Source organism: Tropicimonas sediminicola (assembly GCF_900188335.1).
GTDB classification, from domain to species: domain Bacteria; phylum Pseudomonadota; class Alphaproteobacteria; order Rhodobacterales; family Rhodobacteraceae; genus Tropicimonas; species Tropicimonas sediminicola.
The window spans coordinates 339,455-361,470 of sequence record NZ_FZOY01000002.1 but is presented as its reverse complement, the minus strand read 5'-3'; the positions used below and the strand labels follow the sequence as shown (position 1 = coordinate 361,470).

Here is a 22,016-nt window from a genome sequence, read left to right as displayed (position 1 = left end):
CCGTCAGCTCTCGACGGAGCCGTTCGGCCCGCCGAACCCATGCATCCGCCGCGCCCATTGCAGGCCGATGAAGGCCCCCTTGATACGTGGCAGGAGGTACAGGCACAGGGCCACGCAGATCACTGTCAGGATCGAGGCCATGACCAGCGGCTCGAGCCGGAGCTGGGCGTAAAGGACGTGGATCAGCGGCGCCATCAGGTGCCCGACGATCAGGATCGTCAAATAGGCGGGGCCGTCGTCCGCGCGCTGGTGGCTGAATTCCTGCCCGCAGACGGGGCAGTGGTCGGCCACCTTGAGATAGCCTGAGAGCAGCGGGCCGCTGCCGCAATTCGGGCAGCGCCGGCGCCAGCCGCGTTTGAGTGCCGGCTTCAATGGCCGTTCGTCCGAGGCGCCCGATACGGCGCCTCGCTGGTCGGGTGTATGCATTTCCTGAAGCTCCAATGCCGCCCGGAGGCGGCCGAATTCCGTTCGCGGGCGCTACAATGGCAGCTTCGCCGGCGGATGCGAGGCCGCGGATTGTCAGTGCGTCGGGATGTCGCGAAATCGAGCGGCGGAAAAAAACTTGCACACGCGGCGACGGAAACACCGGGGGGCACCGTGAAAGATGCATGACGCGGCGATGAGAGGTCGCGTCTCAAGAAGACGCAAGTCAGAGACAGGATACAGGAAATGACACGAATCGCACTTCTTACCACGGCAATCGTCACCGGCCTGATGGTCACCACTGGCGCCAACGCCTTCGGCGGCGCGCAGGGATCGCTGGAGCGCCCGAGCTTCGCGCAGATCGACACCGATGGCGACGGCAAGGTGACCGCCGAGGAGATGCAGGCCCTGCCGGCGACCATGGCGTCCGAGCGCTTCAAGGCCGCCGACACCGATGGGGACGGCAAGATCAGCAAGGAAGAGCTGACCGCCGCGATGACCCAGATGCGCGAGACCCGGGATGCCGAGCGCGCCGAGCGCATGATCTCCCGCTTCGACGCGGACAAGGACGGCACGGTCAGCGAGCAGGAAATGCTCGACGGCATGGGCCAGGGCCGAAAGGCAAGCCCGGGCGAGCGCTTCATCGCGATGGCCGATACCGACAAGGACGGAGCGGTCTCCGAGGAGGAATTCGCCGCCGCTGCCGAGCGGATGGAACAGCGCCACGCCCGCTCCGACCGCGATCAGAAGGGCCGCGGCGGCAAGGGCGGCTGGGACGGCCGGGACAATGACCGCATGCCGTTCTGGCGCAACTGAGACCGGTTCGGCCGCAAGACAGGCATGCACGGCGCGAGGCCGTGCATGCCGGATCGCCCGGGCCATTGCGCCCGAGGCGGGAACAAGGCTAGGCCACGGATGCGATGACCATGCCCTACGACGCCGAGTCCGAAACCTCGGACGAAGCCCTTCTGATACGCTACGCCGATGGCGACCGCGCAGCGGCCCGCGCCCTGACGGTGCGCCTGACGCCGCGCGTGCTGTCGCTGGCGCAGCGCATGCTGGGCGAGCTGGCGGAGGCCGAAGACGTGGCCCAGGAGGCCATGTTGCGGCTGTGGAAGATCGCGCCGGACTGGCGCACGGGCGAGGCTCAGGTCTCTACCTGGCTCTACCGGGTCGCCATGAACCTGTGCACGGACCGGCTGAGACGGCGCCGGAGCACCGGGCTGGACGAGGCCTTTGGCGACGGGGTGGAGCCGCCGGACGAAACACCGGGCGCGGACGACCGGCTGCGGCAGGCCGAACGGGCCATCGCGCTGCAGGCCGCGCTGGAAGAATTGCCGGAACGACAGCGACAGGCGGTCGTGCTCCGGCACCTGGAGGGGTTGTCGAACCCCGAGATCGCCGCCGTAATGGACATCGGCGTAGAAGCGGTGGAGAGCCTCACCGCACGGGGCAAACGCGCATTGGCCGCCCGACTGTCCGGCCGCCGCGCAGAACTGGGGTTGAGCGATGACGACTGAACAGGACAAGTCCCGCGAACTCGATGCCGAGCTGGAAGCGTTTTTCCAGTCGGCCAGAGATGTCGGTGGCGATCCGTCGCCCGCCCTGCTGTCGCGCGTGCTGGCGGATGCCTATGCCGAGCAGGATGCCCTGGTCGTCTCCGATGCGGCGCCCGAGGCGATGCCCGTGCCCGTGCCGGAGGCTCCGCGCCGGGGCCTGTTTGCCGGGCTGCTCCAGGCGGTGGGGGGCTGGCCGGCGATGGCCGGGCTGGTCACCGCGACCGCGGCCGGGATCTGGATTGGCTACAACCCGCCCGCCGCGTTCGATACGTTTTCCGAGACCTTTGTCGGTGGCAGCTATGCGCTGACGGCGGATGACAGCCTGTCGATGGCCTCGTCCCTGCCGGATTACGCGTTCCTGCTGTCCGACAGTTGATGCCCGAGACCGAACAGAGATGACCGAGACCTCACCGAACCCCGCCACGCCGCCAAAGGCACCGCGCAGCCGTGTCTGGCTGCGGGTGCTGCTGTTCGTATCGCTTGCCCTGAACCTCGCCGTGGCAGGGGTGGTGCTCGGCACCGTCCTGCAGGTGCGCAAGGGCGACGACACGCGGCCGGACCGGATCACCCGCGAGCTTGGGCTCGGGCCGTTCCTGTTCGCGCTGGACGACGAGAACCGCAAGGCCCTGCGCGACGCCAGCCGCAACCGCGACAAGGATCTCGCCGCCGGCCGCGCCGAATGGCGGGACGCGCTGAGCGAGTCGATCACGCTGTTGCGCCAGGAACCGTTCGACCGCGAGCGGTTCCTCTTCCTGGTCCAGCGCCAGGCGGAGATCGCGGCGCGCGGGCGGATGATCGGGCAGGAAGAACTGTCGCTGCGGCTTGCGGCGATGTCGCCGGAGGAGCGCAACGCCTTTGCAGACCGGCTCGAACGGACGATGCGTTTCGGCGAACGCTCCGACAAGGGTAGGCCCGGCAATGGCCGCCACATGGACGGAGACCGTCAGCCGCGGCAGTGACGCGCGGTTTCGAGGCCGTTGCGGAGGGGAAACCTCGTATCGAAGTGAACGGCCGGCACCATCTCGGTGCCCGCCGCTTCCGTGGCTGGGATCACCGGATCCCCACGCTGAGGCGTTGCGCCAGCATGCTTGGCGCGGAGGGGGCAGGGTAGGTGGGCGGAGCGACGGTGGCCTTGGGGCGGTCGCTTCCCCGCCGCGCGCCGTTCGCGAGCACGACCCGGTTCCGTCCGCTGGCCTTTGCCCGGTAGAGCGCGGAATCGGCGGTTTCGAGAAGCTGTTCCGCGTCGTCCTCCAGTCCGCCCTGCGCCGCGCCGCCGATTACCAGCCCGATCGAGACGGTCTGGGTCAGGTCTACCGGCATCGGGCGGGCCGGGCCGGCGGGAAGCGTGATCGGCGTGTCGGAAATCGCGATCCGCAGCCGCTCGGCCGCATTCAGCGCCGCCTCCGGGTTGATCTCGGGCAGGACGACGACGAATTCCTCGCCGCCGACCCTCGCCACCAGGTCGACCGTCCGAAGGTTGGTCTGCAACCGGTCGGTGACGGTCTTCAGGACCCGGTCGCCCGCGCCGTGGCCGTGGGCGTCGTTGACGGACTTGAACAGGTCAAGGTCTATCATCAGCACCGCGAAGCTGCGCCCGGTATCCAGCGCACGCTCGCGCACGCGCCCGAGGTGGGGCAGCGCATAACGGCGGTTGTAGAGCCCGGTAAGCGGATCGGTCACCGCCATCTGCAGCCCGTCGCGGACCTTGCGGCGCAAGCGGTCGGCCTGCCGCTTGCGGGCCATCATGGATTTCAGTCGCAGTTCCATCTCGTCCATGTCGATCGGGGCCCGCACGACGTCGGAGGCGCCGAGGTCCAGCGCCATGGCCGCATGGGCGCTGTTTCCCGGCGGGACGATGACGATGATGCCCGAATGGCGGGTCTCGGGGCGCGAGCGCAGCTCCGACAGCAGCAGCAACCCGCCGCCGGGGCTGCCCAGATCCGCGTTCACGACGAAGAGGTCGGGCGTCGGTCCGGTCTCGGCCAGCGCTGTCTCGCGGCTGCGCATCTCGACAGTGTCGTGCAGGCGCTCGCTCATCCGGGTCTTCCAGCTCAGCGCTTCCGCATTCGCGTCGGCCACGAGGCAGACACGTCCGGCGGGGACGAACTCGCTGCCCGCTTCGGCGAAGCCGAGCGCCTGGCTGGTGCCGTCCCGGAGCGCCAGCTCCGCCTCGATGCTGCGGGCGCGGAGCAGGCTGCGCACACGGGCCAGCAGAACCATCTCGTCATGCGGCTTGGACAGGAACTCCTCGGCACCCGCCTCGAGCGCGGCCAGCTTGGAGGGCGTGTCGTCATGCGCGGTGACGATGATCACCGGGATATCGGCGGTCCGGGGCGTGGCCTTGAGCTTCCGGCAGACCGACAGCCCGTCGATATCGGGCATCGACATGTCGAGGAGAATCAGGTCCGGCCGATCCCGCTCCGCCACCACCAGCGCTTCGGCGCCGCCATCGGCCTGAAGCACGTCGTAGCAGGCTCCGGCCAGCATGGCCTTGAGGATCATGCGATTGGTTGCGACGTCATCAACGATCAGAATTCGCCCGGGCATTGCGCCGCACTCCTGTTTGATGGCCCCCGCCAACACTTGTCGAGGTCAGTCTTTGTTGAGATTGGTTAAGGAAACCTTTCCCGGCATTTCACAGGGGCGTGCATGAAGACGGAAACCGCCGAAACCATCGGTCTGCAGGCGCTGGCCTGGCTGGCCGGCAACGAGGATCTGCTGCCGGTGTTTCTCGGCGCGACGGGGGCCTCGCTGGAGGATGTGAAGGCGCGCGCCAGCGAGCCGGAATTCCTTGCCGCGGTGCTGGATTTCCTGACCATGGACGACGCCTGGATCGCCGGCTTCTGCGAGGCGGCAGGGCTCGGATTCGATCAGCCGATGATCGCGCGCCAGGCGCTGCCCGGCGGCGCGCTGCCGAACTGGACCTGACCCGGCCGCGCACGGCAAGCGAGGGAACCCCATGACAGAGATTCGCGGCCTGCTCTTCGACAAGGACGGCACGCTCTTCGATTTTCAGCGCAGCTGGGGCGGCTGGGCGGCGGCGCTGATGCTGGAGCTGGCGGGCGGCGACGCGGCGAAGGCCGATGACCTCGCGGATCGCGCGGGGCTCGACCGTCAGGCGGCGGCCTTCCTGCCGCACAGCCCGATCATCGCCGGGACCATCGACGAGTCGGTCGCGGTTCTCCTGCCCGGGCTGCCGGGGATGGAGGCCCCGGCGCTGCGCGCGTTGATCATCGAGCGCTCGCTGACGCTGGAACCGGTGCAGGCGGCACCGCTCGCCGGGCTCCTTGCGCGGCTCGGCGGGGCCGGGCTGGCGCTCGGCGTGGCGACGAACGACGCCGAAGAGGCCGCGCGGGCGCAACTGGACGGGCTTGGTGTTCTGGATGCCTTTGCGATCGTGATCGGAGCCGACAGCGGCCACGGCGCCAAGCCAGCGCCGGGCCAGTGCCTCGCCTTTGCCGAGCATGTCGCGCTCGCGCCGCAGCAGATCGCCATGATCGGCGACAGCACCCACGACCTGTACGCGGGTCGCTCAGCGGGGATGACAACCATCGCCGTGCTCACCGGTCTGGCGCGGGAGGACGAACTGGCGCCGCACGCCGACGTCGTCCTGCCCGACATCGGCCATCTGCCCGATTGGCTCGGTCTGGCCTGAGGCGGGCGCCTTTTCCGACATTTCCGGTCGCATTCCGACGCTCGGGCGATCCGATCTCCCTGCCATCCTGATGGAACCCAGCGGGAGCACAGCCATGACCGACGCCACACCCCCAGCCTCCGACGCCAGCCCGCTCCGCCGCAGGGCCCGGGGCGGCGGCCGCGCCGGCAATGCGCGCCGGGCGAAGTCCGCGGTGATCGAACAGATGCCCTGGCGCCTGCCGGAGAACCCGGACCGCCCCACCGAGCCGCTGGGCGAGGAGGGCGTCGCGGCGATCCATGACGCGGCGATGCGGATCCTCGAGGAAATCGGCATCGAGTTCCTGAACACCGAGTCGCTGGCGCTCTTTGCCGAGGCTGGTTGCAAGGTCGAGGGCACCAACGTGCGCATGGGGCGCGACTGGGTGATGGAGATGGTCGGCCGGGCGCCGGCGCAATTCACCATCACTCCGCGCAATCCGGAGCGACAGATCACCATCGGCGGCCGCACGATCCTGTTCGGCAACGTCTCCTCGCCGCCGAATTACTGGGATGTCGAGCTTGGCAAGACCCCGGGCACGCGCGATCAGTGCCGCGACCTGCTGAAGTTGACGCAGTATTTCAACTGCATCCACTTCGCCGGCGGCTATCCGGTGGAGCCGGTGGACATTCATCCCTCGGTGCGCCATCTCGACGTGCTGCACGACAAGCTGATGCTGTCGGACAAGGTGGTGCACGCCTATGCGCTCGGCCCCGAACGGGTGGATGACGTGGCCGAGATGGTGCGGATCGCCGGCGGGCTCAGCGAGGAGGAATTCCGCGCCACGCCGCGCATGTACACCAACATCAATTCGACCTCGCCGCTCAAGCACGACATCCCGATGATCGACGGTTGCCTGCGGCTCATCCGTCGCGGCCAGGCGGTGATCGTCACGCCCTTTACGCTGGCCGGCGCAATGGCGCCCGTCACCATGGCCGGTGCAGTGGCGCAATCGATCGCCGAGGCGCTCTCCGCCATCGCGCTTTTCCAGTGGGTGCAGCCCGGATGCCCCTGCGTGCTCGGCACCTTCACCTCCAACGTCGACATGAAATCCGGCGCTCCTGCCTTTGGCACGCCCGAATACATGCGGGCGACCCAGATGACCGGCCAGATGGCGCGGTTCTACGGCCTTCCGCTGCGCGCCAGCGGCTCCTGCGCGGCCAACGTGCCGGACGGGCAGGCGATGTGGGAAACCTCGAACGCGCTCTGGTCGGCGGTGCAGTCGGGCACCAACATCGTCTATCACGCGGCCGGCTGGCTGGAGGGCGGGCTGATCGCCAGCCCTGCGAAATTCGTGATGGATTGCGAGATCCTCCAGCAGATCCAGCGGTATTTCGAGCCGGCGCTGACCGCGACCGGGCCGGAGGACCTTGCCGTCGATGCGATCGCGGACGTCGGCCCCAACGGGCATTTCTTCGGCGCCGACCATACCCAGTCGCGCTACACCACGGCGTTCTACCAGCCCTTCCTGTCGGACTGGCGCAACTACGAGGCATGGTCGCTGACCGGCGGCGCCTGGGTCTCCGAACGCGCCCATCTCCTGTGGAAGGAGATCGTGAATTCCTTCGAAGCGCCCCCCATGGACGCCGGGATCGCCGATGAACTCGCCGATTTCGTCGCGCGCCGAAAGGCCGAGGGCGGAGCGCCGACGGATTTCTGATCTGCTGCCGGACAGGCGCGTTTGCTCTTTCTTAAGGCCCGGAGCCTAGCGTCTTGCCTCAAGGAGAGGCCAGGCCATGCACGGATTGATCAATCGCTCCATCCAATGCTTCGTGCGCGACACCTATGGTGTCGAGCGATGGCTGTCGATCGCGAAGGCCGTCGGTATCGGGCCGGAGGGGTTCGAGGCCATGCTGGTCTACGAGGACGCGCTCGGGAACGCGTTGCTTCGCGAGGTCGTGCTGCAGCTCGACAAGCCGGAGGAGATGGTTCTGGAGGACGTGGGCACCTACCTCGTAAGCCACCAGAACACCGAGGCAATCCGCCGCCTGTTGCGCTTCGGCGGCGAGACCTTTGCCGATTTCCTGCATTCCCTTGACGATCTGCCGGACCGCGCAAAGCTGGCGGTTGCCGACCTTGAACTGCCGGAGCTCGAACTCACGGACGAGGACGAGACGAATTTCACGCTCCACGTGCGCGGCGTTCACCCGGGCTTTGCCTTCGTTCTGGTCGGTGTCCTGCGGACCATGGCCGACGATTACGGCGCCTTGGTGCTGCTGGATCAGAAGTGCCTGGGCGACGGCAACATGGCGATCACGATCGGTGTGCTCGATTCCTCCTTCGCCGAAGGGCGGTGCTTTTCCCTCGCCCGTCGCCCGCAGCAGGAGGTCACATGAACATTGGCGCCCCCGTCAACCTCAAGGCCTGCAAACCACGGGCCTGCAGCCCGGACCTTCTGGGGAGGGTCAACCTGCTCGACATGGATGCGTTGTCCGCCTTCATGCCGATGCACATGGTCGTCGCGATGGACGGGCGCATCCTGCGCGCCGGCCCGACCTTGCGGAAGCTGCGGCCCGAGGGCGGCCTGATCGGCGGCATGTTCTTCGACCTGTTCGAGATGCGACGGCCGCGCGGTGTGACCGACATCGAGGCGCTGCCCGCGCAGGACGGTGGCCGGGTCTCGATCGTCTTCCGCGACGGCGTGCGGACCCACTTCAAGGCCCTCGCCGCCAAGCTCTCCTGCGGGCGCGGAATCCTCGTGAACCTGTCCTTCGGGATCTCAGTGGTCGATGCCGTGGAAGCCTACGACCTGTCCTCCCGCGACTTCGCGGCGACAGATCTCGCCGTCGAGATGCTCTACCTGTTCGAGGCGAAATCCGCGGCGATGAGCGAATCCAAGAAGCTGAACCAGCGGCTTCAGGGCGCCAAGGTCGCGGCCGAGGAGCAGGCATTTACCGACACGCTCACCGGATTGAAAAACCGCCGGGCGCTTGGGCACGTGCTGGATCGGCTCGAAGCGACCGGCGTGCCGTTTGGCCTGATGCAGGTGGATCTCGATTACTTCAAGCAGGTCAACGACAGGTTCGGCCATGCCGCGGGCGACGAGGTGCTGCAGGTCGTGGCCCGGGTCCTGGTTTCCGAGACCCGCGAATGCGATACCGTGGCAAGGGTCGGGGGCGACGAGTTCGTGCTGGTGTTCCAGCGGCTCGTCGATACGGAGCTGCTTCAGACGATCGCCCGGCGGATCATCTCGCGCCTCGAGGAGCCGGTCCCGTACGAGGGCAATGCCTGCCGGATTTCCTGCAGCATCGGCATCGCAACGAGCGAGTCGCATCCGGGCGTTGGAAGCGAAACCTTGCTGGAAGAGGCCGACAAGGCGCTTTACGCGTCCAAGCACGCCGGCAGGGGGCGCTGCATGCTTGCGCGTCCGGAGGCAGGTTCCGTCCCCGACGGGTGATCCCGGAAGCAATGGTCGGGGTGGCTCGGTGGGCGTGTTCGGGCAGGGCGGCGATGAAATCGGTTGCGGGGGCATCCGGCCCCGAACGAGTCCGATACGCAGCCGGTTCCAATGATAGCCAGAACTGGTTTTTGCCTGCTATGTCGGGAAAATGCTGGCAGTCCGTAGGGGAATCGAACCCCTCTTTCCAGGTTGAAAACCTGGCGTCCTAACCGATAGACGAACGGACCGTACCAGCGTGGCGCGTGTACTAGCCAAGGATTCGCGCCATTGCAAGCGCCTTTGCGGTCAGAATGCCGCAAAGTTCTCCAAGGATCGGCGGCGGTCACCGGAGAGCCAGCATTGGCTGCACCGGGCGCTCGAAAAGAGGCCCGCGAACGCGTCACGCACCGCTGACGAGGCGATCGGCCAATCGATCCATGAAGGCATCGCAGGCTGCGAGTTGATCGCGTGACAGGAATTCATCCGCAATATGCCCCTGGTCCATCGATCCCGGGCCGCAGATGATGGTCGGGATGCCGGCGGCCGCGAAATGGCCCGCCTCGGTGCCATAGCCGACCTTGATGGTCTGAGCGTGGCCGGAGAGCGTCACGCCCTCGCGGACGCAATCGGCGTCGGACGGATGATCGAGCCCCGGGTAGCCGCCGAGACGCTCCAGCGACACCCCACAGCCGGCCTTGCCGGGGTCGGCCCGTCGGGCCGCTTCCCGAAGCCGATCTTCGATCGCTTCGGAGGATTCGGCTGCCACGTGGCGATATTCCAGGTCGATCACGGCCTGCTCGGGGACAATATTCAGCGCCGTGCCGCCCTGCATCCGGCCGACATGGACGGTGGAATGGGGCACCGCGTAGCCCTCGTCGCGCGCGCCGGTCCGGGCGAGCTCGGCCTGGATCTCCCGCACGCCCGTGATGAAATCGGCGGCGAGGTAAAGGGCGTTGATGTAATCCGGCGCCATCGCGGAATGGCCGGCCTCGCCGCGGCAGGTGGCGCGCAGCGACGCCTTGCCCTTGTGCCCGGTCGCGACCTGCATGGACGTCGGCTCTCCCACGATGCAGAGCCGGGGCGCGCCGATGGTCGGCCCGAGATGCCGCAGCATCTGAGGAATGCCGAGGCAGCCGACCTCCTCGTCCCAGGAGATCGACAGCTTGAGCGGTTCCCGCAGTGGCCGGCCCGTGAGCCGGTCGGCCAGCGCAAGAGCGGACGCGAGAAACCCTTTCATGTCCGTGGTCCCGCGACCGAACAGCCGGTCGCCGTCGCGTCGGAGCTGAAACGGATCGCTGGTCCAGGCTTGCCCCGCGGTCGGGACAACGTCGGAATGGGCCGACAGCATCACGCCGCCGGGACCGAGCGGCCCGGTCCGGGCGAAGAGACCGGCCTTGGTGCCGGTGTCGTCGGCGATCCGGTGCACCTCGAAACCGCGCCGCAAAAGGTAGTCCCCCACGAAATCGATCAGCGACAGGTTGGTGTCGGCGCTGACCGTCGGAAAGGCGACCAGACGGTCGAGGAGGTCGAGGCTTTGCATCTGTCAGTTCTCCGGCGCCTTCAGTCCGGGGATCGTCCCGGCGGTCACGACCTCCCGGCAATGTTCGGCAAAGGCCGAGATATTCAGGATCGACCGCGCGCCGGGCGCCATGGCGAGGCCCCGGCGCAGGCTCCGGACCGTGCCGGTCAGCGGCACCGAGACCACCCGGCGGCCGTCTGGCGAGGTGTCGGAGAGCGGGCGGATGTTGGCGAGCGAGAAGCCGAAGCCGTTGCCGACGAGCGAGCGCATCACCGCCATGTCCCGCGTCCGCTCGACGATCCGCGGCCGGACCCTCTGCTCGTCGAACAGGGACAGGAAGTAGTCGGAGGAATAGGGCAGGTCGAGCAGGATCATCGGAAGGTCCTGCAGCTCCGGGACGGCGACTCCGCTCCGACCGGCCAGCGGATGATCCTCGGGAAGCAGCACGTAGGGCGGCAGCTCCGCGAGCGGCAGAAAATCCAGATCGGCGGGGATCTCGAGGTCGTAGGTCAGCGCCAGGTCGATCTCTGCCCGCCGCAGCCAGTCGAAGATCTGGGCCTGGGTCAGCTCGTGCTGGCGCACCGTGACCTCGGGAAAGCGTGTCTCGAAGGAGCGGCGCAGGCGGGGCACGACGAGCTGCGCAAAGGTCAGCAGGCAGCCGACGGAGAGCGTCCCGCGCACCTTGCCCAACACGTCGCCGGCGAGGTGGTTCAGGACATCCGCATCGTCCAGCACCTTCTTCGCCTGCACCAGGAACTGTCGTCCGGCCTGCGAGAGCGACAGGCCCTGCGCGTGCCTGCGCACGAAAAGCGGGATGCCGAATTCCTTCTCCAGCTGGGCGATGGCGGTGGAGATCGAGGGAGGCGAGACGTTGACTCGCTCCGAGGCCAGTGCGATCGACCCGGCTTCGCCCACGGCGACGAAGTATTCGAGCTGGCGGAGGGTGAAGCGCAACGGCATGGGCGCAGCTAGCCGAAGCCCGCGGGCCGGATCAAGCCCGTCCACCTCACGCGTCGCCGGGCACGCCATAGGACGGAGCCTCACGGGGATCGAGCGCGCGTTGCACGTAGGCGTCGAGCTGCGGCTTGTAGACCTCCCAGGCGGTCGCGACCGCCTCGATGGGGCAATCCTCCGTCCAGTCACAGCGCAGGTCGGCCACGGGCCAGGGCACCTTGTCCACGATCTTGAGGCCCGCCGAATGCACCGGGCCAGCCTCCCCGCCGGCGGCAAGACCCGCGCGGAGGGCTGCGATCAGCCGGTCGCCGAGATGGCCCGTGGCGGCGAGGAACCCCTCCACGATGGCCTGCGGCACGCCCGGGTCTGCCAGCAGGTTGCCGCCGGAGGCGACGTTCTCGGCCCGCGACTCCGACCATGTGCCGAGGCTCCGGGTTCCGGAGTGGATCGCCGTCAGGCCGGCGCGGTCCACCGCGAGGAGTTGGCGGTATTCCATGAACCGACCTTGCGCCACGATGTGCTCGACGGCCTCGCCCGCCGTCAGGCCCCGTTCCATCAGGTCGAGCGCCAGCGGGCCGAGCGCGGGGTCGGTGACGTTCTGCGACGCCACCGCGCCGATTCCGGCGCGCACGTGGGAACAGCGCGCGGCGACGGCGGGAGAAGACGAGGAGATGGCGATGCCGAACATGCCGGTCTCCGCGCAGCGGGCGACGAGGGAGAAGGTCATCGGCTCAATCCGGGATCACGGCGGTGCCGTCGATCTCGACCAGCCATTCCGGCCGGGCCAGCGCCGAGACCACGAGCCCGGTGGACACCGGGTGCACGCCCCGGATGTATTCGCCCATCGTCCGGTAGACCGCCTCCCTGTGCCGCACGTCGGTGATGTAGACCACGACCTTCACCAGGTGCTCCATCGAACCGCCGGCCTCTTCGAGGAGCTGCCGGATGTTCTGCATCACCTTGTGGGTCTGCTCCACCGGGTCGTGGCTGTCGATGGAGCGCGCGTCGTCGAGGTTCTGGGGGCATTGCCCGCGCAGCCAGACGGTGCGGCCGCCGCGGGTGACGACGGCCTGGCAGAGGTCGTTGTCGAGGTTCTGTTCGGGATAGGTGTCCGCGGTGTTGAACTTGCGGATCCGGGTGTGGGCCATGCGGCACTCCGTTCTGTCAGGCGGCGCCGTTGATCCGGCGGTTGAGATACTGGGCGAACTCGTAATTGGGGCGCTCCAGGTGGCTCAGGTGCCCCGGCCGGGACAGCCCCGACAGCAGCCCCTTGTAGACCCGCTCGGTGCAGCCGCGGTCCTCCACGTTCACGTCGTCGAGCAGCACCTTCAGACGCTCGAAATGGGAGGCGGCGTCGGGATCGGCGGCGAATTCCTTGGCCATGCCGCCGCCGTAGAGGATCCGCACCTTTCCCGGGCCCTCGGGATGCAGGGAGAGGTACCAGAAATACCCCGGCGACAGCGTGATGAAGAGCCCGGGATAGAGCGAGATCAGCCAGGTCGTGCGCCGGGCGTCGCCCTTGAGCGCGGTGTTGGTCGGGTGGGCAAGGGCCAGATCGAGCGAGTCGTCCTTGAGGATCCAGTGGTAATTGAAGTTTTCCTCGCCCTCGGGGCAGACCATCTCCTCCAGCTTCACCTGGCCGCCAATGGTGCCCATGTGGCAGACCGGCAGGTGGTAGCTCTCCATGAAGTTCTCGGCGAGGATCTTCCAGTTGGTGTTCCAGATATGGGTTTCCTGGAAGCTCTCCACATAGCCGCCCATGTCGAAATCGCCCACCAGGTCGAGCAGCTTGCCGTAGCGCTCGGCCACCGGCGCCACCTCCGGGGCGAGCGAGACGAAGATCCAGCCGAGCCACTCCTCGCAGCGTACCTGCGGCAGCCTGTAGTCCTGCTTGCAGAACCCTTCGTTCAGCCCCATGCCCGGCGCGCCGCGCAGCCGGCCGTCGAGGTTGTAGGTCCAGCCGTGATAGGGGCAGGTAATGGCGCGGGTGTGGCCACGGCCCTGCAACATGGTCGACATCCGGTGCAGGCAGACGTTGGAGACCGCTCGCAGCGCACCGTCGCGGTCGCGCACCACCGCCACCGGCTGACCGGCGAGGTCGACCGTGGTGTAGTCTCCCGGCTCGGGCAGGGTGCTGGCGCGGCCGACGCAGAACCATTCCTTGCGGAAGATGTGCTCCAGTTCGGCCTCGACGAAGGTTTCCGAGGTATAGACCTCGGGCGGCATCGCCTCGGCGCGCTCGAAGGGCAGGGCGGTGTTGGCCGCAAGCAGGGCTGCGGGATCGGTGTCAACGTGATCTCTGGCCATTCCCGGTTCCTCTTTGCTCCTGTGCTCAGCGCGCGGTGTCGGGCGCGTAGTCCCGATAGACCCGCTGGGTCGCGATGTGATCCGCAACATACCGGGCATCGTGCCAGACGCCCCAGATAAAGGAAGACCCCCGGCGCGATTGCCATGGCAGGCCGAGGAAATAGATGCCCGGCTCGGCGGACACCCCACGCTGATGGCGAGGCTTGCCGTCCGGTCCGAAGGTGTCGACCTTGAGCCAGCCGTAATCGGCGGCGAAGCCGGTGGCCCAGATGATCGTGCTGACGCCAGCCGCCTTCAGGTCCAGCTCGCGGAGCGGATGGGTGAGGCAGTCCGGGTCGGGCAGGGTGGCGCGCGCCTCTGGCTCTTCAGGCAGGTCGAGCCCGTTTCGGGCGACGTAGGCATCCGCCTCGTCCAGAAGCGCCCGGAGGTTGGCGTCTCCCCGCGCGATGTTCTCCGCAAGGTCGCCCGCAAAGGTCAGGACGCCGTCCCGGCACGCCTCGGTGCGGCCGACCAGCGTCATGCCGTCATGGGCCAGCCGGCGGAAATCGACCGTGTGGCCGCCACTCGCACCGCTCACCGCGATAGTCACGTGCTCCAGCCCCGGCGCCATCGCCGCGGCGTCCCATTTCCCAAGGACGCCGAGCCACCAGACGAAATCGCGCCCGCGGTAGCTGCGGGGCGGCCGGTCGTGGGGGCCGACGGAAAGGTAGACGCGCTTGCCCGCCCGCAGCAGTTCGTCCGCGATCTGCACCCCGGACGAGCCGGCGCCGACGACCAGCACGCCGCCGTCGTCCAGTTGGTCTGGGTTGCTATAGCCGGTGGAGTGGATCTGCGTCAGCCCCGGCGTCTCGGGCACGAGCTGCGGGATGATCGGCCGCTGGAAGGCGCCGGTCGCGGCGATGACGTTCGTGGCCTCGATCACGCCCTCCGATGTCTCCACCCGGAAGCCCGGCCGCCCGTCGAGCCTGCGGACCTCGCGCACCTCCACCCCGCAGCGGACCGGAGCACCGATCTTCTCTGCGTAAGCGACGAAATAGTCGGCGACCGCCTCCTTCGGCACGAAATCGTCGCCGCCGAAGCCGCCGAACTCCATGCCGGGAAAGCGGTCGTGCCAGGCCGGCCCGTTCGCCACGAGTGAATCCCACCGCTCCGTGCGCCAGCGCTCGGCGATCCGGGCCCGCTCCAGCACCAGGTGCGGCACGCCGTTCCTGCCGAGATGCTCGCTCGCGGCCACGCCGGCCTGGCCCGCGCCCACCACGAGCGTGTCGATCCGTTCGGAAGTCATGTCCTGTCCTCTCGCGGCGCCCTGGCCGCTGCGCTTTTCCCGGCTGATTTCACGGGTTGGGAGTTTGGAGGAAAGAACTCTTTTCGTCATCCTTGATTAGGTTTTGCTTAATCCCCATGGCCGTCATAAGGCTCTTCGGACGAAGGCGACTAAATCTGCCCGCGCCGCCTCTGTTCGGGTGTCGGAATGCGCTGCCCGTGACCCAAGGCCCTTCAGTTGGAGAAGCGGCGCCGGACTTCCTCGATGTTCAGCAATTGCTCGGTCAGCCCCTCGGGCTCCCATTCGCTGCGCTCGGCCTCGAAGAAATCGCCGCCGTAGACATGGAGCGCTGCGGTCAGCCGGGGGATCGGGTTGGTTACGGAATGGATGATGTCCGGCCCCATAGGGCAGACATCGCCGGTGGTCAGCGCCCGGGCGCCCGCCGCCTCGATGAGTCCCTCGGGGTGGTCCTTCACGCGCCGCCAGAAGATGTTGTCTTCCCGCCCGCCATAGATCCCGATCACCGCCCACATCTCGTGGTTGTGCGGCGGGATCGTCGTGGAGGGCTTCCAGGCAAGGTTCACGATCGTCAGCTTGTCGGACTGGTAGAGCGGCGTGATCCCCGGCTCCGTGGGTTCCCCGAGGGCGGCCAGAACGTCGTCGGGATCGGACATCGCGCGGCGCACCACTTCCTCGACGCTCTTGTGGGTCGGATCGTGGTGCACGGCGGCGAGACAATCGGCAATGAAATGATCGGTGTTGAACATCGAATGCGCCTCCTCTGTCGGGGGCATCCTATCACAAACCGGCCGGTCTTGCCGCTTTGGGGCGCAGGATTGGCTCGCCGCGCCTTCGCCGTTGCAGCGCTCGAGACGGTTGCTGCCTCGAGCGCCGACCTCAATTCGACGAACCTACACCACGAACGATCCCGGGGCGTGACCGCGTGTCCGGCTCACGATCCGGAAAGCGCCACGCGGATCGCAGCATCCGGGATCTGCTGTCCCACGGCCTCTGATCCGTGATGGGCGGCGCTGCAAAGAACCGCATGGATCACCAGCCCCTCTATCGGCCGGCCGCGATCCTGGCGAAGAACCTCGCGCGAGATGCTGCACGAGAATCCGGCCTTGGAGAGCAATTGCTGCAGGTAGCGCTCCGAATGGGCATAGCGGCGGCTTGGGCGCAGCACCCAGGCTTCCAGACCCTCGTGCAGTTCCACCGTGAAGGCGAATTGTCCGCCGGGTCGAAGCGCCTGCGCGACCCAGGCGACGATCTGTTCCAGCGACCCCAGATAGGCGAAGACATCCGCCGCCGTGATCGTGTCCCAGCTTGCGCCCGTCGGTTCGAGTCCCGACAGGTCGCGCCGGTCCAGCGCGTCGTAATGCCCCTTGGCCGCCGCTTCGCGCAGCATCTCGACCGAGATGTCCCACCCTTCGAGCCAGAGAGCGCCGTCGCGCAACTCCCGGCCCATCAGCCCGGTGCCGCAACCGAGATCCAGCACGCGCCCGAAGGGCGGGCGCAGCCGCTCCGCAAGCAGGCCGGGCGCGCGGTAGTCCAGCCGGCCAAGGAGCGCGGCATCGAACTCCGGGGCATACTGGTCGAACATGGTCTCGACGAAGGCCGTCGGCATGTCGGCGCTCAGCGTCCGCTTGCGCAGCAGGTCGCGGCGCAGCCCGGCGCCAAGCCTGTCTTCGGGATCGGCCTCGATAGCACGTTCAAAGGCGTCCGCTGCCCCGTCGAGGCCCGCCTCGGCACGGATTTCTCCGAGCCGGAACCAGCCCGCAGCCCAATCGGGGGCAAGGTCGAGCGCCTGGAGATAGAGGTCGCATGCCGCCTGCGGGCTCTCGACACGACGGGTCTCGGCAAAATGGGCCCGGCGGTCTGCAAGCAGATCCCCCGACGACAGGATAACTGGATTCATGGTGGGTCGCGTGATGTCCGAACGGACTCGTTCCGTCCGCGCCCGGGCGAGTGATCGCTTTTCGCTTCAGCGTCAAGCCGCTCCGACGCCCGTGCCCGGTTCCGCGAGCCTTGGCGACCGCCGCTGCTCTCCTTGGTAAAGGCAGTGAGAATCGCCCCCCGGAATGATGACCGACTTCAAGACACCTCCGGACCCCTGCATGCAGCGCGACAGCTCACCCTTTGCGGCACGGTGGCGGCAGGTGATCGACGCTCCCGCATGGCATCCGCTGGGATCTCGCACCGGTGATCCGGACAACCTCATCATCGGCCGTGAGCCCCTGCCTCGGACATGTTTGCGAATGAATGAAAAAAGGCTCCCGAATGGCTCGAATGCCGCGCCCGTTGAGGTCTCGGGCGCTACGGCAGTCGCCACGCGTCCGGGGACCCAAAAGCAGCGTTCGTGCCAATTTGTGCCGCAATTCGGCCCAATCCGGGACACGGACCGAATGAATAATGAAATTCTGATATGCAGACTGAAAGTGTTATCAAATGACTCGCAGGTTTCTCAAGAGCGAGCGTGGTTCGGTAACTATTGAGTTTGTTATGTGGTTGCCGTTCTTCGCTTTTCTTCTGTTGTTCGCAGCGGACGCATCGCTCGTGTTCATGCGACAAAGCCAGATGTGGCAGGTCTCTCGGGAGACTGCCCGCGTCATTGCCCGCCACGGCATGGACGAGTTGACCGCCGAGACCTATGCCGCCAGCGCCGGCAGCGTCGGAACCCTCGTTCCCACGGTCGACGTGTCGATGGCCTCCGCAAGGGTGACTGTCGACATGGCGATGCCGCTGGAAGGGCTCGCCCCGTTCGGCGTGCTCCGCTGGATCTACGGCGAGCAGCTTGAAGTGCGTGTCACCCACGCGCTCGAGCCCACCTACGAGGCCTCGTGATGAAACAGGTCCAGAGCACAGTCAGGCGCTTCGCAGGCGGCGAGTCGGGCGCCGGAACCGCCTTTTCGCTCTACATGCTGATCGTCGTTCTGGGCCTTCTGGGGATCATGCTGGACAGCACCCAGGGCTGGTGGAACAAGACGAGGCTCTCGGCCGCCGCGGACATCGGCGCCCATGCCGGCGCGGTCGGGATCGCCAATGACATGCCCGAGGCGCAGCTGAAGGCGGAGGTGGTGTCGATCGTCGAGGAGAACCTGCCGCGCACGATCTTCGGGCAGGTCATCGACGGCTCGGTGGACGTGGCCCTTGTCCATTACGACACCACGAAGAACGAGTTCGACAACGCGAACGACCCGAACACCGTGATCGTCAGGCTCCAGAGGACGCGGTCGCGCGGCAACGACATCCGCACCTTCCTGCTGAAGTTCGCCAACGTCCCGTCTTTCGAGACCACGGTCTTCAGCGCCGCCGTCTTCGATATCAACGGCAAGTGCACCTCGTCCGACGGGATCTACGCGCAGAGCACCGTGACCCTGACGAGCCAGACCGATATCGGCGCGGGCTTCTGCGTGCATTCCAACGACAAGGTCTGGCTGCCGCAGCAGAACACCTTCCAGCCCGGCGCCTATGTCTCGATGCCCAAGCTCGCGCTGTGCGAGGACAAGTGCGATGACTCCCAGAATCCGGGGATCGTCGCGATCGAAAGCTACATGCACATTCCGGACATCGCCGCCTGGATCCAGGACACCTACGACGCCTTTGTCTATTCCGGGTTGGTCGGGCAGGCCGAGATCGTGACGGAGTTCTTCGACGGCCTCATTGTTGGCGACCAGACCGAACTGATCGACAAGAACATCCTGACAGCGGCCGTGCCGCTCGGAACCGTCGTTCCGATGAGCCAGGCGCAGTTCAACTCCGTGCAAAAGCTTCCCTCCGGCCTGATCTACCATGTGACCTGCACCTCCGGTGGATCGGGCACGAAAACCTGGCTGAATTTCAGTGCCACCACCGCACAGATGAACGATGCCGCGTTGATGACCAATTGCAACATCAACTTCGCCGATGGCGCGCGGGCGGTTGGCTCGGTGATCGTGACGACGCGCGAAAGCTCGAACGCCACCGTGACCGCGGGCTCGTCCGTCACCGTCGCGGATCCGAGCAAGGCCTGCAACGAGGATGAACGCACCATCCTGATGTCGAAGTCCAAGGTCAGCGTGCCGGCGGAATTCACGATCTCCAATCTCACCCTGGTCGTGGACGACGATGTCGATGTCGCCTCCGCAACCTCCTCGGGGATCGTGTCCAAGGGCCTGTCGATCTATTCGTCGCAGCGGGTGAAATTCTCCGCCCAGCACACCTTCAGGACCTGCGGCACGCCGGACGCCTTCCTGACCCCGACGGCCAAGGTCCTGCGGCTCGTCATGCCGCCGCAGATGACCAACGTGGCCTCGGCGATCTGACAGGTCCCGGTCGCCCTGCGACATCCGAAACCAACGAAGGCCGCGCGATGCGCGGCCTTCTGTTTCATCCTGTCCGCTTCATCCGGAGGGGGAACTGCCGGAACCGGCAGCGCGCGGCAGATAGCGCCGGCGCTGCGGCTTGATCTGTTCCGGCTGGGAACATGGCAGGTGATGCGCGTCCTGGCTCAGCTATGGAAGACGAAGGAGCGCATGGAGACGGAGCCGAGGTCGAAGCTGTCGTTCATGAAGGTCAGTTCGTCGCGTTCGTCCGAAGCGCCGGCGATGGTCAGCGCGGGCAGGTAGTGATCGACCGACGGGTGCGCCTGGTGAAGCAGCGATCCCAGCCCCTTGCGATCCGCCAGCGCGCCCAGATTGCGCTCGGTCAGGCGCTCGGCAAACAGGCTGTCGAACTCCAGGGCGAAGTCCGGCGTCGTGCCGGTCTGGCTGAGCGCGCGCAGGTTGTGCACGATGTTGCCCGAGCCGAGGATCAGCACGCCCCGGTCGCGCAGCTCCGACAGCGTCCGCCCGATCTGGAGATGCCAGTCGAGGTCCTGCGACATGTCGATCGAAAGCTGGAAGACCGGCACGTCGGCCCCGGGGTAGAGGAACTTCAGCACCGTCCAGGCGCCGTGGTCCAGACCCCAGCTGTCATCCTCCTGCGCGTGATGGCTCGACAGCAGGGCGACGACATCGCGGGCGAGCTCCGGGTTGCCCGGCGCCGGGTATTGCTGCGCGTAGAGCTCCTGCGGGAAGCCGTAGAAATCGTGGATGATGCGCGGCATGGCCGAGACATCGACGAGGGTGGTGCCCTTGGTCATCCAGTGCGCCGAGACGACCAGGATCGCTTGCGGGCGCGGCAGGGTGCGGCCCAGGTCGGACCAGCTGCGGCTGTAGGCGGTATCCTCGATGGCGTTCATCGGGTTGCCATGGCCGAGGAAGACCACGGGCAACCGGTCCGAGGCATGGAGCCGGTCGCGGAGGGATTGCAGGGATTGGACAACGCTCATGGGAGATACCTGTGGCAGGGGGCGCCGCCCGATGGGCGGCGCCGTTGGATCAGGCGAACTGGCCGAGGGCCTTTTCGACGGCGGGCAGCTTGAGGGCGTAGGCGCCGCTGCCGAGCAGCGCGAGAGAGGCCTGGGCGACGGCCCAGAACAGCGGGAATTCCCAGCCGCCGCCCTCGTTGGAGAACAGCCACCCGGCGCCCGAATGCACCCAGACGGCGCCGAGCAGGATCGGCAGGACCGCCAGCGAGACGAGCCGCGTCGCCACGCCGAGGATCAGCGCAACGCCGCCGCCGATCTCGGCGATGATGGTCAGGTAGGCGAAGATGCCGGGCAGGCCGAGGCTCTCGAAGAAGCCGACCGTGCCGGGAATGGTGAAGACGAAGAGCTTGAGCAGCCCGTGGGCGAGAAAGGCCGAGCCGGTGGCGATGCGCAGGGCAAGGGCGGCGTAGGGCGCGGTGGTCTGGTCGATCATTGTGTCAGGTCCTTGTATCGGTAATCCGTCCGCACGCTGGCGTTCGGTGTGTTTCGATCTGCACCGAACGTAGGACTTGCCCGTGGTCAACAAAATGGCGAAGGTGTTGTATGACTATCGTCATTTCATTCTCAATTGGGGGCGTCCTTGGATCTCGTTGACGGCCTGAGGGCCTTTGTCGCGACTGCCCAGACCGGCTCCTTCACCGCGGCGGCGGAGCAGATGGGCATCTCCAACCGCCTCACCTCGAAATACGTGGGTGCGCTGGAGGCCCAGCTCGGGGTGCGGCTTTTCCAGCGGACCACGCGCAAGGTCGGGCTGACGGCGGCGGGCGAAGACCTGATGGCCAGGGCGCCGGCCCTGATCGACGAGCTGGACGACATGCTGGCCGAGGTGACGGAAGACACGCGCGGCTTCACCGGCACGATCCGCATCTCGGCCCCGGTGATCCTCGGGGAGACCTACGTGAACGGCATGCTCGGCCGCTTCGCCGCGCTGCATCCCGACCTTTCCATCGACCTGCGGCTGACCGACCGCTTTTCGGACCTTGCCAGCGAGGGGATCGACCTGGCCTTTCGCATCGGCACCTCCGAGACGCTGTCGGTCAAGGCGCGCAAGCTCGGTGCCGTTGCGGGCTGCGTGGCGGCGAGCCCGGCCTATCTCGAGACACACGGGCGCCCCGCGCACCCTGACGATCTTGCGCACCACATCTGCATCCTCGACACCAATCGCCGGTCCCCGGCCCGATGGGTCTTTCGCCATGGCGAGCGGGAGGTCGCCGTGCCGGTCTCGGGCCGCTTCATGGTCAATTCTGCCCGTGCCGCCTGCGAACTCGCGGTGAACGGGCAGGGGATCGCCTACGGGCCGAAATTCGCGCTGCACGAGGCCATTGAAGACGGACGGCTTGTCCCCTTGCTGGAGGATTACGCGGGCGAGGTAAGCCCGATCTCGGCGGTCTACCTCGAAGGGAGGACGCTGCCGCGGAAGCTTCGCGCGCTGATCGACTTCGCGCAGCAGGACATTCGAACGGCGGGCGTCCTGTAACGGCCGTCGGGGCCGAGGCCATCTGTTTTCCCCGCAGCCCCGATGCCCTGTGACAGCAAATCGCCCCCGCTTCGGACCAAAGCCCGTGTTCGCCCCTGCGGTATCGGCGCA

General features: G+C 67.1%; 24 protein-coding genes and 1 tRNA gene. 12 read left to right on the top strand and 13 right to left on the bottom strand.

From position 1 onward, the window contains the following. Window positions 1–3: 3 nt before the first annotated feature. Window positions 4–426 (bottom strand): DUF983 domain-containing protein, encoded by a 423-nt coding sequence (locus tag CHB86_RS06010; RefSeq protein WP_089232100.1) that lies wholly within the window; start codon window positions 424–426, stop codon window positions 4–6. Window positions 427–669: 243 nt separating this feature from the next. On the opposite strand from CHB86_RS06010, the gene CHB86_RS06005 reads away from it, so the two are divergent. The 4 genes from CHB86_RS06005 (at window position 670) to CHB86_RS05990 (ending at window position 2,941) form a co-directional block, all read left to right on the top strand. Beyond that, window positions 670–1,239 (top strand): EF-hand domain-containing protein, encoded by a 570-nt coding sequence (locus tag CHB86_RS06005; RefSeq protein ID WP_089232099.1) that lies wholly within the window; start codon window positions 670–672, stop codon window positions 1,237–1,239. A gap of 104 nt (window positions 1,240–1,343) precedes the next feature. Then, the gene (locus tag CHB86_RS06000) at window positions 1,344–1,943 is read left to right on the top strand and encodes an RNA polymerase sigma factor (RefSeq protein ID WP_089232098.1); all 600 of its coding nucleotides are present in this window, start codon (window positions 1,344–1,346) and stop codon (window positions 1,941–1,943) included. Continuing rightward, window positions 1,933–2,358, top strand: coding sequence for a hypothetical protein (locus CHB86_RS05995; RefSeq protein ID WP_089232097.1), 426 nt, complete (start codon window positions 1,933–1,935; stop codon window positions 2,356–2,358). The genes CHB86_RS06000 and CHB86_RS05995 overlap by 11 nt, the downstream gene beginning before the upstream one ends. A 19-nt stretch (window positions 2,359–2,377) precedes the next feature. Next, window positions 2,378–2,941, top strand: coding sequence for a periplasmic heavy metal sensor (locus tag CHB86_RS05990; RefSeq protein WP_176442789.1), 564 nt, complete (start codon window positions 2,378–2,380; stop codon window positions 2,939–2,941). A gap of 91 nt (window positions 2,942–3,032) precedes the next feature. Here CHB86_RS05990 and CHB86_RS05985 read toward each other — a convergent pair whose 3' ends face one another. Beyond that, window positions 3,033–4,529, bottom strand: coding sequence for a diguanylate cyclase (locus CHB86_RS05985; protein ID WP_089232095.1), 1,497 nt, complete (start codon window positions 4,527–4,529; stop codon window positions 3,033–3,035). Between the two features lie 102 nt (window positions 4,530–4,631). Here CHB86_RS05985 and CHB86_RS05980 point away from each other — a divergent pair, with 102 nt between their 5' ends. The 5 genes from CHB86_RS05980 to CHB86_RS05960 all read left to right on the top strand — a co-directional run bounded on the left by CHB86_RS05980 (window position 4,632) and on the right by CHB86_RS05960 (window position 9,052). Beyond that, window positions 4,632–4,910 carry a DUF3572 domain-containing protein gene (locus CHB86_RS05980; RefSeq protein WP_089232094.1) on the top strand — a complete coding sequence of 93 codons (279 nt, stop codon included), beginning with the start codon at window positions 4,632–4,634 and terminating at the stop codon, window positions 4,908–4,910. A gap of 31 nt (window positions 4,911–4,941) precedes the next feature. Then, complete coding sequence (locus CHB86_RS05975; RefSeq protein WP_089232093.1) at window positions 4,942–5,637, top strand: HAD family hydrolase; 696 nt, start codon at window positions 4,942–4,944, stop codon at window positions 5,635–5,637. Window positions 5,638–5,731: 94 nt separating this feature from the next. Next, the gene (locus tag CHB86_RS05970; protein ID WP_089232092.1) at window positions 5,732–7,315 is read left to right on the top strand and encodes a trimethylamine methyltransferase family protein; all 1,584 of its coding nucleotides are present in this window, start codon (window positions 5,732–5,734) and stop codon (window positions 7,313–7,315) included. A gap of 76 nt (window positions 7,316–7,391) precedes the next feature. Next, window positions 7,392–7,991 (top strand): heme NO-binding domain-containing protein, encoded by a 600-nt coding sequence (locus CHB86_RS05965; protein WP_089232091.1) that lies wholly within the window; start codon window positions 7,392–7,394, stop codon window positions 7,989–7,991. After that, window positions 7,988–9,052 (top strand): GGDEF domain-containing protein, encoded by a 1,065-nt coding sequence (locus CHB86_RS05960; protein WP_245837778.1) that lies wholly within the window; start codon window positions 7,988–7,990, stop codon window positions 9,050–9,052. The genes CHB86_RS05965 and CHB86_RS05960 overlap by 4 nt, the downstream gene beginning before the upstream one ends. Before the next feature lie 155 nt (window positions 9,053–9,207). On the opposite strand, the gene CHB86_RS05955 is transcribed toward CHB86_RS05960, so the two are convergent. The 9 genes from CHB86_RS05955 to CHB86_RS05915 all read right to left on the bottom strand — a co-directional run bounded on the left by CHB86_RS05955 (window position 9,208) and on the right by CHB86_RS05915 (window position 16,996). Next, window positions 9,208–9,282: transfer RNA gene (locus tag CHB86_RS05955), tRNA-Glu, on the bottom strand. Between the two features lie 152 nt (window positions 9,283–9,434). Then, on the bottom strand, window positions 9,435–10,574 hold the full coding sequence (gene argE, locus CHB86_RS05950; protein ID WP_089232090.1) for an acetylornithine deacetylase: 1,140 nt from the start codon (window positions 10,572–10,574) through the stop codon (window positions 9,435–9,437). Window positions 10,575–10,577: 3 nt separating this feature from the next. Beyond that, entirely contained in the window at window positions 10,578–11,513 is a 936-nt protein-coding gene (locus CHB86_RS05945; protein ID WP_089232089.1) for a LysR family transcriptional regulator, read from the bottom strand. A gap of 46 nt (window positions 11,514–11,559) precedes the next feature. Next, window positions 11,560–12,234 (bottom strand): DUF1028 domain-containing protein, encoded by a 675-nt coding sequence (locus CHB86_RS05940; RefSeq protein WP_089232088.1) that lies wholly within the window; start codon window positions 12,232–12,234, stop codon window positions 11,560–11,562. 4 nt (window positions 12,235–12,238) lie between these two features. Continuing rightward, window positions 12,239–12,655 (bottom strand): RidA family protein, encoded by a 417-nt coding sequence (locus CHB86_RS05935; RefSeq protein WP_089232087.1) that lies wholly within the window; start codon window positions 12,653–12,655, stop codon window positions 12,239–12,241. A gap of 16 nt (window positions 12,656–12,671) precedes the next feature. After that, window positions 12,672–13,814, bottom strand: a complete 1,143-nt coding sequence (locus CHB86_RS05930) for an aromatic ring-hydroxylating oxygenase subunit alpha (RefSeq protein ID WP_089232086.1) — start codon at window positions 13,812–13,814, stop codon at window positions 12,672–12,674. A gap of 25 nt (window positions 13,815–13,839) precedes the next feature. Beyond that, window positions 13,840–15,099, bottom strand: a complete 1,260-nt coding sequence (locus CHB86_RS05925; RefSeq protein ID WP_089232085.1) for a flavin-containing monooxygenase — start codon at window positions 15,097–15,099, stop codon at window positions 13,840–13,842. Between the two features lie 212 nt (window positions 15,100–15,311). Beyond that, window positions 15,312–15,845, bottom strand: a complete 534-nt coding sequence (locus CHB86_RS05920) for a cysteine dioxygenase family protein (protein WP_089232084.1) — start codon at window positions 15,843–15,845, stop codon at window positions 15,312–15,314. A gap of 185 nt (window positions 15,846–16,030) precedes the next feature. Beyond that, the gene (locus CHB86_RS05915) at window positions 16,031–16,996 is read right to left on the bottom strand and encodes a class I SAM-dependent DNA methyltransferase (RefSeq protein WP_089232083.1); all 966 of its coding nucleotides are present in this window, start codon (window positions 16,994–16,996) and stop codon (window positions 16,031–16,033) included. 530 nt (window positions 16,997–17,526) lie between these two features. Between CHB86_RS05915 and CHB86_RS05910 the strand changes: the two genes are divergently transcribed. Further along, a complete protein-coding gene (locus CHB86_RS05910) occupies window positions 17,527–17,922 on the top strand; it encodes a TadE/TadG family type IV pilus assembly protein (protein WP_089232082.1) in 396 nt (131 codons plus the stop codon). Next, window positions 17,922–19,382 carry a TadE/TadG family type IV pilus assembly protein gene (locus CHB86_RS05905; RefSeq protein ID WP_089232081.1) on the top strand — a complete coding sequence of 487 codons (1,461 nt, stop codon included), beginning with the start codon at window positions 17,922–17,924 and terminating at the stop codon, window positions 19,380–19,382. Before CHB86_RS05910 ends, CHB86_RS05905 begins: the two co-directional genes overlap by 1 nt. Window positions 19,383–19,567: 185 nt before the next feature. Here the strand turns inward: CHB86_RS05905 and ygiD are convergent, their stop codons facing one another. Then, a complete protein-coding gene (gene ygiD, locus CHB86_RS05900) occupies window positions 19,568–20,389 on the bottom strand; it encodes a 4,5-DOPA-extradiol-dioxygenase (RefSeq protein ID WP_089232080.1) in 822 nt (273 codons plus the stop codon). 49 nt (window positions 20,390–20,438) lie between these two features. After that, window positions 20,439–20,861 carry a DoxX family protein gene (locus tag CHB86_RS05895; protein WP_089232079.1) on the bottom strand — a complete coding sequence of 141 codons (423 nt, stop codon included), beginning with the start codon at window positions 20,859–20,861 and terminating at the stop codon, window positions 20,439–20,441. Window positions 20,862–21,008: 147 nt separating this feature from the next. Here CHB86_RS05895 and CHB86_RS05890 point away from each other — a divergent pair, with 147 nt between their 5' ends. Continuing rightward, on the top strand, window positions 21,009–21,905 hold the full coding sequence (locus CHB86_RS05890) for a LysR family transcriptional regulator (protein WP_089232078.1): 897 nt from the start codon (window positions 21,009–21,011) through the stop codon (window positions 21,903–21,905). Window positions 21,906–22,016: the final 111 nt, after the last annotated feature.

Coding starts and splice junctions, on each gene's coding strand:
- CHB86_RS06010 (WP_089232100.1), bottom strand. CDS start 426: ATGCATACACCCGACCAGCGAGGCGCCGTATCGGGCGCCTCGGACGAA.
- CHB86_RS06005 (WP_089232099.1), top strand. CDS start 670: ATGACACGAATCGCACTTCTTACCACGGCAATCGTCACCGGCCTGATG.
- CHB86_RS06000 (WP_089232098.1), top strand. CDS start 1,344: ATGACCATGCCCTACGACGCCGAGTCCGAAACCTCGGACGAAGCCCTT.
- CHB86_RS05995 (WP_089232097.1), top strand. CDS start 1,933: ATGACGACTGAACAGGACAAGTCCCGCGAACTCGATGCCGAGCTGGAA.
- CHB86_RS05990 (WP_176442789.1), top strand. CDS start 2,378: ATGACCGAGACCTCACCGAACCCCGCCACGCCGCCAAAGGCACCGCGC.
- CHB86_RS05985 (WP_089232095.1), bottom strand. CDS start 4,529: ATGCCCGGGCGAATTCTGATCGTTGATGACGTCGCAACCAATCGCATG.
- CHB86_RS05980 (WP_089232094.1), top strand. CDS start 4,632: ATGAAGACGGAAACCGCCGAAACCATCGGTCTGCAGGCGCTGGCCTGG.
- CHB86_RS05975 (WP_089232093.1), top strand. CDS start 4,942: ATGACAGAGATTCGCGGCCTGCTCTTCGACAAGGACGGCACGCTCTTC.
- CHB86_RS05970 (WP_089232092.1), top strand. CDS start 5,732: ATGACCGACGCCACACCCCCAGCCTCCGACGCCAGCCCGCTCCGCCGC.
- CHB86_RS05965 (WP_089232091.1), top strand. CDS start 7,392: ATGCACGGATTGATCAATCGCTCCATCCAATGCTTCGTGCGCGACACC.
- CHB86_RS05960 (WP_245837778.1), top strand. CDS start 7,988: ATGAACATTGGCGCCCCCGTCAACCTCAAGGCCTGCAAACCACGGGCC.
- argE (WP_089232090.1), bottom strand. CDS start 10,574: ATGCAAAGCCTCGACCTCCTCGACCGTCTGGTCGCCTTTCCGACGGTC.
- CHB86_RS05945 (WP_089232089.1), bottom strand. CDS start 11,513: ATGCCGTTGCGCTTCACCCTCCGCCAGCTCGAATACTTCGTCGCCGTG.
- CHB86_RS05940 (WP_089232088.1), bottom strand. CDS start 12,234: ATGACCTTCTCCCTCGTCGCCCGCTGCGCGGAGACCGGCATGTTCGGC.
- CHB86_RS05935 (WP_089232087.1), bottom strand. CDS start 12,655: ATGGCCCACACCCGGATCCGCAAGTTCAACACCGCGGACACCTATCCC.
- CHB86_RS05930 (WP_089232086.1), bottom strand. CDS start 13,814: ATGGCCAGAGATCACGTTGACACCGATCCCGCAGCCCTGCTTGCGGCC.
- CHB86_RS05925 (WP_089232085.1), bottom strand. CDS start 15,099: ATGACTTCCGAACGGATCGACACGCTCGTGGTGGGCGCGGGCCAGGCC.
- CHB86_RS05920 (WP_089232084.1), bottom strand. CDS start 15,845: ATGTTCAACACCGATCATTTCATTGCCGATTGTCTCGCCGCCGTGCAC.
- CHB86_RS05915 (WP_089232083.1), bottom strand. CDS start 16,996: ATGAATCCAGTTATCCTGTCGTCGGGGGATCTGCTTGCAGACCGCCGG.
- CHB86_RS05910 (WP_089232082.1), top strand. CDS start 17,527: ATGACTCGCAGGTTTCTCAAGAGCGAGCGTGGTTCGGTAACTATTGAG.
- CHB86_RS05905 (WP_089232081.1), top strand. CDS start 17,922: ATGAAACAGGTCCAGAGCACAGTCAGGCGCTTCGCAGGCGGCGAGTCG.
- ygiD (WP_089232080.1), bottom strand. CDS start 20,389: ATGAGCGTTGTCCAATCCCTGCAATCCCTCCGCGACCGGCTCCATGCC.
- CHB86_RS05895 (WP_089232079.1), bottom strand. CDS start 20,861: ATGATCGACCAGACCACCGCGCCCTACGCCGCCCTTGCCCTGCGCATC.